Here is a 12182-nt window from a genome sequence, read left to right as displayed (position 1 = left end):
ATGGCAAAGAATAACGATAGAGACATTCATTGTTCGTTTTGTGGCATAAGCAAAAATGAAGCCCAGATGCTTATTGCTGGCAACGGTGCACACATCTGTGACCGTTGTATCCAGCAGGCAGGCGAAATCTTGGCAGAAGAATTAAAACAACGAAAAAGTAAAACTTTACAGACAGCTTTAAAGTTGATCCGTCCTTTGGAGATTAAAAACCACTTGGACCAATATGTCATCGGTCAGGATGATGCCAAAAAAGTAATTTCAGTAGCCGTTTATAATCACTATAAACGTTTAAATCAGAAAGTGGATAAAGACGAGATCGAAATCGAAAAATCCAATTTGATTATCGTGGGGGAAACAGGCACTGGTAAGACCTTGCTGGCAAAAACTGTCGCCAAGATACTTAATGTACCTTTCTGTATTGTGGATGCTACAGTATTGACCGAAGCAGGTTATGTAGGGGAAGACGTCGAAAGTATATTGACGCGTTTACTGCAAGCGGCAGATTACGATGTGGCTTCCGCTGAGCGTGGTATCATCTACATCGATGAGATTGATAAAATCGCACGTAAAAGCGACAATCCTTCTATTACGAGAGATGTATCGGGTGAAGGTGTGCAGCAAGCTTTACTGAAGATTCTCGAAGGTACAGTTGTCAACGTTCCACCGCAAGGCGGCCGTAAACACCCTGATCAAAAAATGATCGCGGTTAATACAAGCAATATCCTATTCATCTGTGGTGGGGCATTCGACGGTATTCAAAAGAAAATAGCAAACCGTCTGCGTACCCAGACAGTAGGTTATAAAATGAACGAGGACGAAGAGGAAATTGACTTGAACAATTTGTACAAGTATATTACACCGCAAGACTTAAAGAACTTTGGATTAATTCCAGAGCTGATTGGTCGTCTTCCTGTATTAACTTACTTAAACCCGCTGGATAAGGAAACCTTGCTGAGTATTCTGACTGAGCCAAAGAATGCTTTGGTAAAACAATATAAAAAGCTGTTTGAATACGAAGGTATTGAGCTAAAATTTGATCCTGACGTTTATACGTTTATTGTTGATAAAGCTGACGAATTTAAACTTGGCGCCAGAGGCCTACGCAGTATATGCGAAGCCATTATGCTGGATGCCATGTTTGAAATTCCGTCAACGAAAGAGCAGACGGGACAGAAAGCATTGGAAATCACGCTAGACTATGCGAAGAAGAAATTCGAAAAGTCTGATTTAAAAAAGCTTAAAGTTGCTTAAAAAAATCCCGTTCGCTGAACGGGATTTTTTTTTTAGAAAAGAATTAAAAATCTTATATTACAATAATAACATAGCCATAACGGAATGTTGACAGGAAGATAAGAGATTCAAGAAATTAAATTTAATGACTATGACAACAAAGAAAAGTGCAAAGAATACCGTAAATAGTCCGATCACACCAGGTTTAAAAACCAAAGAAGAAATCGTGAACAACTGGCTTCCCCGTTATACCGGAAGACCTTTGGAAGAGTTCGGGGAATATATCCTTTTAACGAACTTTTCGAAATATATACACCTATTTTCTGAAATGCATGATAATGCGCCTATTTATGGAGAAGATAAACCGATGCAATCCGTCACTGCCGGAGGCATCACCATTATCAATTTCGGGATGGGAAGTCCAATGGCCGCAACCATTATGGATTTATTATCAGCAATTGCACCAAAAGCAGTGCTATTTTTGGGTAAAACCGGTGGAATCAAGAAAAAAATTCCTGTAGGCGAATTGATTCTTCCAATAGCCGCTATCCGCGGTGAGGGAACTTCCAATGACTACTTTCCACCCGAAGTACCTTCATTACCCGCCTTCGCCATGCAAAAGGCCATATCCACGACAATCCGGGATCACCAACGTGACTACTGGACAGGAACGGTATACACCACCAATAGACGAGTTTGGGAACATGATAAAGCCTTCAAAAAATATTTAAAATCAATCCGTGCCATGTGCGTGGATATGGAAACCGCAACGATATTCAGTGTCGGATTTGCCAATAAGATTCCAACAGGTGCTCTGTTGCTGGTTTCGGATCAACCAATGGTACCCGAAGGAGTCAAAACGTCTGTCAGTGATGTAACAGTTACAACAAAATATGTAGAAGCACATATCAGCATAGGTATTGATGCTTTAAAACAGCTTATCAATAATGGATTGACCGTGAAGCACCTTAAATTTTAAGCTGTATTTCAGCCAACATCATATTTTCCCTTTCTAGGAAAATATGATGTATCCCTCCCCATAAAACCATAACTATCAAACTCTTAAAACTATTAACTATTATTTTTGATTAATAATTGAACGCTTATTAACTAAAATTTGAGGTGTTAACAAATGTTAATCTTCACAATAATTAAACGATTTGTCGTTTATATTGTAATATTCATATTACTCAACACATATATCGTAAAAATTAATCAAGCATTGTGAAGAAAAAAACATTATCTATTTTTAACGTAACCTTTTTGATTTGTTCAGCCTTAGCCACACAGGTAAGTTGTTCTTCAAGTTCTTCAAAAGAAAATAAAACCAAAGAAAAAAACGTAGCCTTGCCAGTCTATACCGTCACTAAATCTGACGCCACCACCATCAAGGATTATTTGGGAACCATAGAAGGTAAAGTTAACGTGGAGGTCCGCCCACAGGTCGAAGGGCTGCTTCAGGAAATTTATATCGATGAAGGCTCATTTGTTCAAAAAGGCCAGAAACTGTTCAAGGTAGACCCCTCTACTTATCAAGAAAATCTCAATAACATGGTTGCTACGGAGCAAGTCGCCAAAGCCAAACTTAAAAATGCACAGCTCGAAGTCGACCGGTTGAAACCGTTGGTTCAAAACGACGTTATCTCCGATGTCAGACTGGCGTCGGCAAAATCAGATTATCAAGTAGCCAAGGCAACGTTGGACCAGGCCATCGCAGCCGTACGTTCAGCGCAGATCAGCAAAGATTTTACAGTGATCACCGCTCCGGTAAGTGGTTACATTGGCCGCATTCCAAAGCGTATTGGAAATTTGGTATCAAAAGGCGATAAAGAACCCCTTACCTATCTTTCAGACATCCAGGAAGTGTATGTATATTTCTCCATGAATGAATCTGACTTTCTTTATTTTTCCAAAGCACAGGCAAAAAAAGATAGCTTGGAAGGGAAAAAATACAACCAGAATCAAAAGCTCGTATTTCCAGAAGTTACTTTAGTCCTCGCAGATGGTGAGGAATATTCAAAAAAAGGTATTGTCGACGCCGTCAATGGCCAGATTAACCGAACTACGGGAGCAATCTCTTTGCGCGCCACCTTCCAAAACCACGACAACATACTTCGATCCGGAAGTAGCGGCACCCTTAAGATTGCCGAAGTAAAAAAAGACGTTCTTCAAATTCCGCAGATAGCCGTCAATGAATTGCAGGATAAAACCTTTGTCTATATACTGGACCAAAACAATAAGGCGCAAAAACGAAATATCCAACTGATGGGCAAAAGTAAAAACAATTATATCGTCTATACAGGCCTCAAGGAAAACGATCGCGTTATTACCAGCGGATTTGACAAATTAACCGACGGTTCACCAGTGACCCCGATTTTACAGAAATAATTATCGATCATTTTTGCATACTACCTGGTGCCAGGCATACTGTGCACCAAAAGTAGCGTGTTTAAAATTCTATGTATATGCTAAAAACATTTATAAATAGGCCTGTATTAGCTACGGTGGTTTCTATTATCCTGGTTATCTTAGGCTTGGTGGGCCTAAAACTCCTGCCTGTCTCGCGCTTTCCAGAAATTGCCCCACCAAGTGTGCTTGTTTCACTAAGTTATCCCGGTGCTAATGCGGAAACCGTAGCAAAAAGTGTTTTGCTGCCTATCGAAGAAGCCATCAATGGTGTAGAGGATATGACCTATATCAAGTCGTCTGCCTCCAATTCAGGATCGGGAAGTGTATCGGTGTACTTTAAGACAGGTACCAATCCTGATATTGCTTCGGTCAACGTACAGACACGGATTTCCAAAGCAATCAGTTCCATTCCTGCCGAAGTAAATGAAGCCGGCATCACGGTCATGCCTCGGCAAACCGGTGTCATCATGACCATCAATCTCTACTCCGATCACCAGGATAGCGCCTACGATGAAACCTTTCTCCAGGCTTATGCACAGATTAACCTGATGCGACCTTTGCTGCGTGTCGATGGCGTAGCTCAAGTTTCCCGTTTGGGGGCCAGGGATTATGCGATGCGCCTTTGGCTGAACCCAGAAAAACTAGCCCTTTATAACCTCGTTCCACAAGATGTTATGAATGCTATAAAAGATCAAAACTTTGAGATTGCCCCAGGCAAATTTGGAGAAACCTCGGATGAAGCTTTCGAAACAGTGATCCGTCATAAGGGGCGTTTCACCACACCGGAGGAATTCCAGAGTATTGTGATCAAAACCAACACCGACGGTTCAGTGCTCTATTTAAAAGATGTGGCCCGGGTAGAATTCGGAGCTACAAATTTAAGCAGCGACAACAAGGTGAATGGCCATCCCGGTCTTACACTCAACTTAACACAGACCAGTGGTTCCAACGCCCATGATATCGATATTGCTGTCAGAAAGGTTCTTGAAGAACAATCAAAAACATTTCCAAAAGGCCTACACTATGAGGTGACCTATTCAGTACGTGATCAGATCGACGAATCGATCAACCAAGTGGAGCACACCCTTTTTGAGGCGTTTATCCTGGTATTTATTATTGTCTTTATCTTCCTGCAAGATTTTCGATCCACCCTGATTCCGGCAATTGCAATCCCAGTTTCCTTGGTGGGAACCTTCTTTTTTCTGCAGCTTTTTGGATTTTCGCTCAATGTCCTCACGATGTTTGCCCTGGTGTTGGCTATTGGAATCGTAGTGGATGACGCCATTGTCGTCGTCGAAGCTATCCATGAAAAAATGCACAGCACAGGATTGAAACCCAGAACCGCAACATTGTCGACGATGTCCGAAATTACGGGAGCCATCCTGTCAATAACCATGGTCATGGCTGCTGTATTTTTGCCTGTAGGATTTATGGAAGGGCCAGCAGGTATTTTCTATCGCCAATTTGCCTATACCTTGGCAACGGCGATTCTGATTTCAGCACTCAATGCCTTAACTTTAAGTCCAGCCTTATGTGCTCTCCTACTGAAAGCCCCGAAACAGCATACCAATCAAGAAAGCAGCAAAATCAATCAATTTAAAGATCGTTTCTTTAAAGCATTCAATACGTCTTTTGATCGGCTGACGGCCCGTTATGTCGCTATTGTAGAAATACTGATCAAGAATAAAAAAATAGCCTGGGCAGGCTTAATTTTAATTACAGCACTTGGCATCGTGTTCATGATTAAAACGCCCAAAAGTTTTATTCCGACCGAAGATGATGGCTTTATTACATATAACATTGCCCTCCCTCCCGGCGCTTCATTGAGTCGGACTACTGAGGTTCTTCATCGTGCCGATAGTATTTTAAAGAAAAGACAGGACATCAATGGCATGACAACAGTCTCTGGTTTTAATGCCCTGGACGGAAGTTCGAGCCCGGCATTTGCTGCTGGTTACATTACCTTAAAACCACATGCCAAACGCGAGCACATCAAAAACATTAATGCGTTTATGGATACCATTAGGCATGATCTATCCCAGATCAATGAAGCAACGTTTACGGTGTTCCCCCGACCTACCGTACAGGGTTTTGGAGACTTTGCCGGCATTGAAATGGTTCTTCAGGATCGGATGGGTGGTGACATTCGGGATTTCAACACCATTGCAGATACCTTTATTAGCCAGCTCAATACGCTGCCTGAAATTCGCAGCGCCTACACAAGCTTTAAATCGAACTTCCCTCAATATGAAGTAAATATCGATGCCGTAAAGGCAAAATCGCTGGGCGTCGAAATCAAAGATCTTATGTCTACAATACGGTCTTATTTTGCACGTGTACAGGCGAGTGATTTTAACCGGTTTGGTCGCCAATACCGCGTTTATGTTCAATCGGATTTCGACTTCCGGAAGGATCCCGAATCCTTCAATTCTATTTTTGTGCGGAATAGTAAAGGCGAAATGGTTCCTATTAACACCATATTAACTTTAGAAAAGACGGTGGGTCCGGAAACTATTACACGCTACAATCTGTACAACGCGATAGCGGTTAATATTACGCCAGCGGAAGGCTACAGTACTGATGATGCCATGCAGGCAATCCAAAAATTGGCCGACAGTAAACTTCCGGGTAATTATGGTTTTGAATGGACGGGCATGAGCTATGAAGAAAGTCAGTCCGGTTCACAGACGATCTTGATTTTTGCGCTTAGTATCCTATTCGTCTACTTCCTGCTTTCGGCTCAATACGAAAGCTATATCCTTCCTTGGGCAGTACTATTGTCCATACCAGTCGGCCTGATCGGCGTTTTTACCGTGATCAACCTGGTGGGACTTCAAAACAATATTTATGTGCAAGTCGGACTCATTATGCTCATTGGCCTCTTGGCCAAAAATGCGATTCTGATCGTGGAGTTCGCTGTCCAGGAGCGAAAAAATGGCAAAAGCATTATCGAAGCAGCCATTAGCGGTTCAAAACTTAGGTTAAGGCCAATCTTGATGACCAGCCTGGCTTTTGTTGCAGGGCTGGTACCCTTGATGTGGACGGTTGGCCCCTCGGCAATCGGTAACCATTCGATCAGCTTCAGCGCCGCCGGCGGCATGCTCTTTGGTGTAGCATTCGGCATCTTTATCATCCCCGTACTCTTTGTTGTATTCAAAAGTCTGGATGAAAAACTACATGATAAACTAGCTAAAGAAGAGGAAGAATAATGAAAAACATACAAAAATACCTTTCGGGAATATCGATCATCATTGGCCTCTTAGGCCTGATGAATGCCTGTAAGATCGGCAAAGATTATGTGCCGCCCAAACTCAAACTTCCGGAAAACTTTCGTGGCGATACGCTGGATTACTTCGGAGATACCTCCAGTATGGGCCTGATCCATTGGAAATCCTTCTTTCATGATCCCACATTGAAGCTATTGATTGATTCTGCCTTAGCCAATAACTTTGAAATGAAAACTGCACTGCTCAACCTGCAGATTTCAACGCGAGTCTTAGCGCAGAATAAAGCCAACTACCTGCCGAGTGTAAATGCAACAATTGCCAATGGAAACCGTACCTGGCGATCAAAGGACTTTGGCAGTGGTCCTCTGACTAAATACTACGATCACAAGGATGAAAAAGCGCCGCAAAATATGTTCGTCTATCAATCCATGTTTGGCTCTGATATTAATTTTAGCTGGGAAGTCGATATCTGGAAGAAAATAGGAAGCAAACAAGAACAACTCTTAGCCGAGTATTTGGATACAAAGGAGGCAAAAAATGCGATACAGACCTCGATCATAACAGCTGTGGCAAAAGGTTACTTCAATCTCTTGATGCTCGATGCCAAAATTGAAGTTGCCAAACGGAACGTCCAATTAAATGACAGCACTCTCCGCATGATCAAGCTCCAATATGAAGCTGGTGAAATCACCGCCTTGGCAATCCAACAAACACAATCACAACGCCTATTGGCAGCCTCCCTCGTTCCCGAAATCGAAAAGGAAATTGCCATCCAGGAAAATGCGCTGCAGACACTTACCGGAAAATTACCCGACAGCATCAAAAGAGGAACTTCTTACGAGCATCTCTTCGCGGAGAGCAAAGACATCTCCCTGGGGTCCCCAATCGAGATTGTCCGCAATAGACCAGATATCCGATCATCTGAATTTCAACTGATGGCAGCCAATGCGAATGCGAATATCCAACAGGCTATGCGTTATCCGTCATTGACCGTGGGCGGCGTATTGGGGGTAAATAGTATGCTCCCTAAAAATTGGTTTAATATCCCTGGCGCATTGCTTGGTGGAATAACTGGAAATTTAACCACGCCTATTTTCAAAAACAAAACATTGAAAACACAGTATGAGGTTGCTAAATTGGAACGTGATAAAGCCGAAATCCAACTGCAACAAAAAGTTGTCGAGGCAGTCGCCGAAGTCTCTAATGCAGTGGTCACAGTCGACAAGCAACGTGAACAATTAGCTTTGGCTAAAGAAAGGGTCGATAACGCGCACCTGGCAGTTAAAAACGCAGGTCTACTCTTTAAAAGTGGGTATGCCACCTATCTAGAGGTCATTACCGCGCAAAGTAATGCCCTTAATAGCGACCTGGATCTCGTCGAATTACGACAACAGCATTTAGATGCATTTGTAGACTTGTATCGTGCGCTCGGTGGAGGTTGGAGATAAGGATTTAAAACTTTATTTTTGTGGTATGACTCCAGAAGAATTACAACACTATTTTCAATCCAAAGACTTGCCCGAAACGCTGGAAATACAGCAAGATATGCAGGTCTTCGACGTTCAGCGTTTCTTGAGCACAAGCTTCATCCATGTAAGCTTATGGAAAAAAGATTTAAGCAAATGTCCATCCTGGATTAGACTGCTGAAATTCAAGGATGCCTTAGAAGCAAAAGAAGAAGCCTAACATCTGTTAGGCTTCTTCTTTATTTATACGTTCTATAGGCTGGGCGCAAGTTGTTTCATTAATAAAGGCATCTGTTCTTTCGAAAAAATCTCTTCTGCCCCGGCGTCCCGCAATTCCATCCGCTCATTCTCATCACTGCTCGAAGTCAACCCAAATATTCTGATCGAGGGAAATCTTTCTTTCACAATTTTTGCCGTTTCTATTCCGTTTAATACAGGCATATGCAGGTCTAATATACATATCTCAGGAAGCTCATGCTCGTTTTCATGGAGGTAGTCGATCAACTCCCTGCCATTGGATGCACAATAAACCAAATCCAATAAATGTGATTGAGCCATCGCTCGCATCAACACATGATGAATCATCGCATCATCTGCGTAGACAATCGTACATCTATCTTTGGTATCCATTTGAATAAGCTGTCATTTAGTAATTATAAAAACAATATTATATAAATATGTAATAAAATAAAAAATACAGAAAAAAGTTAGCAATAATTATGTTATTATACAAATTTTATTTCAAAATGTCCAATATTAACAATCCAACAAACTTTTAGTTTGATTTATACAATAAGAACATCATAGGTAGCAATCTCTTCGCGTCAACAACGCTAGAAAAGATGTGGTAAAGAGAAAAGAAGACCGGTAGATTATCTCCTAAAAATCATCTTCAATAATTTCGGCCACTCTTCCTATTTGGCCGTCCGTCAACCTGACTTTAATCCCCCTCGAATGATAAGAGGACGATGTTAGCAAGTCCTTCACAATGCCTTCTGTTAGATTTCCCGTACGCTGGTCCTTTTTTAAGATTATATTCACCAACATACCTGGCTTTACATCTGCTCTATTTCTTCCATCCATGGTCAAACTTAGATAAATAGTTTTTTAAATGCAATATAAAAAATCATTTATTGTTGGAAAGACCTTCATCCTGAATGCAGGAAAAAGCGTATTGAAGTGAATGCAGGGCTATTGCATACATAAATGTTACAAATCAAATGTAAAGACCTTTTCCTGCTAGCACTGTCATATCACAAAAAATGGTCGGAAGAAATTCCGACCATCGTTGGCTTTTAGCTTTTTTTTAGAAATAGTCACCGTCAGCATTGACCGGCGACCGTTGACTTATTTAAATAACTTAAAGATATCGTTTCCAAATATAAAGACCATCAAGGCCAAAAGAATGAAGAAACCGACCATTTGTGCTTTTTCTAGGAATTTTTCACTCAATGGCTTGCCTTGAATCATCTCAACCAACAAGAACAACACGTGACCGCCATCCAAAGCTGGAATAGGCAATAGGTTCATAAATGCCAATGCCATAGACAACATCCCTACTAAGGACCAAAAACGGATCCAGTCCACTTCCGTGCCAAACAGAGTTGCAATGCCAATAGGGCCAGATAATGCTTTATCAGCACGCACTTCGCCTTTGAAAATTTTACCAAATCCCTTGGCGTTATCGGTAATCACTGTAAACGCTTTCTTTGCACCGATCGGAAACGCCTCCATCAACGTATATTGCGTTGTAAACGATTTGATGGAATAATCACGATTGATCCCTATTCCCAGCATGGCATCTGCAGGAACAATTCCTTGCAAGGAAACTTCGGCCCCTTTGCGTAAAACTTTAATCGCAACCGTTTTATTGCTGTTCGCTTTTATTTGCGCCTTAAATTGATCGAAGAAAGGAACCTGTGTCTCGTTTACGGCAATAATGCTATCGCCTTTCACAAACCCCATTTTACTTGCCACCGAACCGGGAGCTACTTCAGCAACACTGGTCGTTTTAACCCGTGGCTCGATAAACTTCTCTCCTTTTTTGTCGGAAAGCGTGTTTAATAAATCAGCGGGGACTTTGACTTCTGCTGTAGCTCCATCACGCTCAACTGTAAGTGCAACTCCCCCCATCAATACTTTAGAACTGATCAGCTCCGAGTAATTTTCGATACGGTGACCGTCTATTGCAATCACTTTATCGCCAGCTTTCAAACCAATAGATTCACCAATGGACCCAGGCACAATACCGTTTACCAGCTGATCCATTTTAATGTCTGTATTGCCCATTTTAAAAGTCAGCATCCAAAAAACAACAACACCGACGACAATATTGACAATAATACCGCCTAACATGACGATTAAACGTTGCCAAGCTGGTTTTGATCTAAATTCCCAAGGTTGTGGCTCCCCCTTCAATTGCTCCGTATCCATCGATTCATCGATCATACCCGCAATCTTGACATAACCGCCTAAAGGCAACCAGCCAATACCATATTCACATCCTTTATAATTGAATTTAAATAATTTCACTCCCCAAGCATCAAAGAACAGATAAAACTTTTCCACCTTGATACCAAATGCACGTGCTGCTAAGAAATGTCCTAACTCATGTAGAACAATTAAAATTGACAAGCCTAAAATCACTTGTCCGACCATAATTAAAACACCCATGTATGCTTTTTAAAATTTAATCTTTGATTATTTCCTTTGTTATTAACCTTGCGGCACGATCCGTCTCCAGATAATCATCCAGCGTAGGTGTCGCAATGAATTCTACTTTATCTAATGTCTGTTCAATAATCTCACTCATCTCCAAAAAACCAACTTGATCTTTCAGGAAGGCATCCACAACCACTTCATTGGCCGCATTTAATACACAGCTTCTATTTCCGCCGGTACGAAGGCTTTCATACGCCAATGCCAAATTCCGAAAAGTTTCCATGTCTGCTTTTTCAAAACTGAGCGTCGGATAGTCCATGAAATTAAATCGTTCAAAACTGTTTTCAAAACGTGCCGGATAGGTCAGTGCATACTGGATCGGCAATTTCATATCAGGAATCCCCATTTGGGCCTTCATGGAACCATCTTGAAACTGAACTAACGAATGTACAATAGATTGAGGATGTACAATCACATCCACCTGATTTATGGACAGATTGAAGAGCCATTTTGCTTCAATCACTTCTAGCCCTTTATTCATCAGGGATGCTGAGTCAATCGTAATTTTGGCGCCCATCGACCAATTGGGATGCTTCAAGGCTTGGGCCTTCGTAACCTGTAGGAGATCGGCACGTTTTTTCCCACGAAAAGGACCGCCGGAGGCAGTCACATATATTTTCTCAATTGGATTATGCTCCTCACCGGTCAAACACTGAAAGATCGCCGAATGCTCTGAATCCACAGGAAGCATGCGTACACCATATTCTTTCACTAAGGCCATTATCAGCTCACCAGCGACAACAAGTGTCTCCTTATTGGCCAGTGCAATATCTTTTTTCGATTGAATCGCTTTAACAGTAGGTTTTAATCCCGCAGATCCAACAATTGCATTCAAAACGATATCAACTTCTTCCAACTGCACCACTTCAACCAATCCGGCTTCACCCAAAAGAACAGCGATATCATATCCTTTTAAAGCATCCTGTACCTGATTATAGTGTAGGGAATCTGTTACCACCACTGCTTTGGGCTTAAACTCCAAGGCCTGCTGGATCAACAGTGTGACATTGCTGCCACAAGTCAGAACAATTGCTTCAAATGTATTAGGAAAGGCTCTTATCACATCCAAGGCTTGTGTGCCTATACTTCCCGTTGCCCCTAAAATGGCAATTCCTTTTTTACTCAAAAC

At 41.7% G+C, this 12182-nt stretch carries 10 protein-coding genes; 6 read left to right on the top strand and 4 right to left on the bottom strand.

The features are described from left to right. The 6 genes from clpX to B3600_RS17495 all read left to right on the top strand — a co-directional run bounded on the left by clpX (position 1) and on the right by B3600_RS17495 (position 8552). Positions 1-1251, top strand: coding sequence for an ATP-dependent Clp protease ATP-binding subunit ClpX (gene clpX / locus B3600_RS17520; RefSeq protein ID WP_286753803.1), 1251 nt, complete (start codon positions 1-3; stop codon positions 1249-1251). A gap of 124 nt (positions 1252-1375) precedes the next feature. After that, positions 1376-2209: an AMP nucleosidase gene (locus tag B3600_RS17515; RefSeq protein WP_286753802.1), complete on the top strand. Its 834-nt coding sequence runs from the start codon at positions 1376-1378 to the stop codon at positions 2207-2209. Positions 2210-2454: 245 nt separating this feature from the next. Continuing rightward, complete coding sequence (locus B3600_RS17510; protein WP_236586034.1) at positions 2455-3618, top strand: efflux RND transporter periplasmic adaptor subunit; 1164 nt, start codon at positions 2455-2457, stop codon at positions 3616-3618. Positions 3619-3695: 77 nt separating this feature from the next. Continuing rightward, positions 3696-6848: an efflux RND transporter permease subunit gene (locus B3600_RS17505; protein ID WP_286753801.1), complete on the top strand. Its 3153-nt coding sequence runs from the start codon at positions 3696-3698 to the stop codon at positions 6846-6848. After that, positions 6848-8314: an efflux transporter outer membrane subunit gene (locus tag B3600_RS17500; RefSeq protein ID WP_286753800.1), complete on the top strand. Its 1467-nt coding sequence runs from the start codon at positions 6848-6850 to the stop codon at positions 8312-8314. Before B3600_RS17505 ends, B3600_RS17500 begins: the two co-directional genes overlap by 1 nt. Before the next feature lie 25 nt (positions 8315-8339). After that, positions 8340-8552: a DUF6965 family protein gene (locus B3600_RS17495; RefSeq protein WP_070565692.1), complete on the top strand. Its 213-nt coding sequence runs from the start codon at positions 8340-8342 to the stop codon at positions 8550-8552. Between the two features lie 32 nt (positions 8553-8584). On the opposite strand, the gene B3600_RS17490 is transcribed toward B3600_RS17495, so the two are convergent. From B3600_RS17490 to B3600_RS17475, 4 genes are all read right to left on the bottom strand, one after another. Next, on the bottom strand, positions 8585-8962 hold the full coding sequence (locus B3600_RS17490; RefSeq protein WP_070565524.1) for a response regulator: 378 nt from the start codon (positions 8960-8962) through the stop codon (positions 8585-8587). A 249-nt stretch (positions 8963-9211) separates the two neighbouring features. Then, on the bottom strand, positions 9212-9415 hold the full coding sequence (locus B3600_RS17485) for a YwbE family protein (protein ID WP_070565526.1): 204 nt from the start codon (positions 9413-9415) through the stop codon (positions 9212-9214). Positions 9416-9679: 264 nt separating this feature from the next. Beyond that, positions 9680-11005, bottom strand: a complete 1326-nt coding sequence (gene rseP, locus B3600_RS17480) for an RIP metalloprotease RseP (protein WP_070565528.1) — start codon at positions 11003-11005, stop codon at positions 9680-9682. A gap of 16 nt (positions 11006-11021) precedes the next feature. Continuing rightward, a complete protein-coding gene (locus B3600_RS17475; protein ID WP_201639012.1) occupies positions 11022-12179 on the bottom strand; it encodes a 1-deoxy-D-xylulose-5-phosphate reductoisomerase in 1158 nt (385 codons plus the stop codon). Positions 12180-12182: the final 3 nt, after the last annotated feature.

The sequence above is a fragment of the Sphingobacterium sp. UBA2480 genome (assembly GCF_002341965.1).
Lineage (GTDB): Bacteria > Bacteroidota > Bacteroidia > Sphingobacteriales > Sphingobacteriaceae > Sphingobacterium > Sphingobacterium multivorum.
This window is presented reverse-complemented; position numbering and strand designations above follow the sequence as displayed.

Excerpts from the sequence above, each read along its gene's own strand:
- B3600_RS17515 (WP_286753802.1), top strand. The coding sequence starts at position 1,376 with ATGACTATGACAACAAAGAAAAGTGCAAAGAATACCGTAAATAGTCCG.
- B3600_RS17485 (WP_070565526.1), bottom strand. The coding sequence starts at position 9,415 with ATGGATGGAAGAAATAGAGCAGATGTAAAGCCAGGTATGTTGGTGAAT.
- rseP (WP_070565528.1), bottom strand. The coding sequence starts at position 11,005 with ATGGGTGTTTTAATTATGGTCGGACAAGTGATTTTAGGCTTGTCAATT.
- clpX (WP_286753803.1), top strand. The coding sequence starts at position 1 with ATGGCAAAGAATAACGATAGAGACATTCATTGTTCGTTTTGTGGCATA.
- B3600_RS17490 (WP_070565524.1), bottom strand. The coding sequence starts at position 8,962 with ATGGATACCAAAGATAGATGTACGATTGTCTACGCAGATGATGCGATG.
- B3600_RS17505 (WP_286753801.1), top strand. The coding sequence starts at position 3,696 with ATGCTAAAAACATTTATAAATAGGCCTGTATTAGCTACGGTGGTTTCT.
- B3600_RS17495 (WP_070565692.1), top strand. The coding sequence starts at position 8,340 with ATGACTCCAGAAGAATTACAACACTATTTTCAATCCAAAGACTTGCCC.
- B3600_RS17500 (WP_286753800.1), top strand. The coding sequence starts at position 6,848 with ATGAAAAACATACAAAAATACCTTTCGGGAATATCGATCATCATTGGC.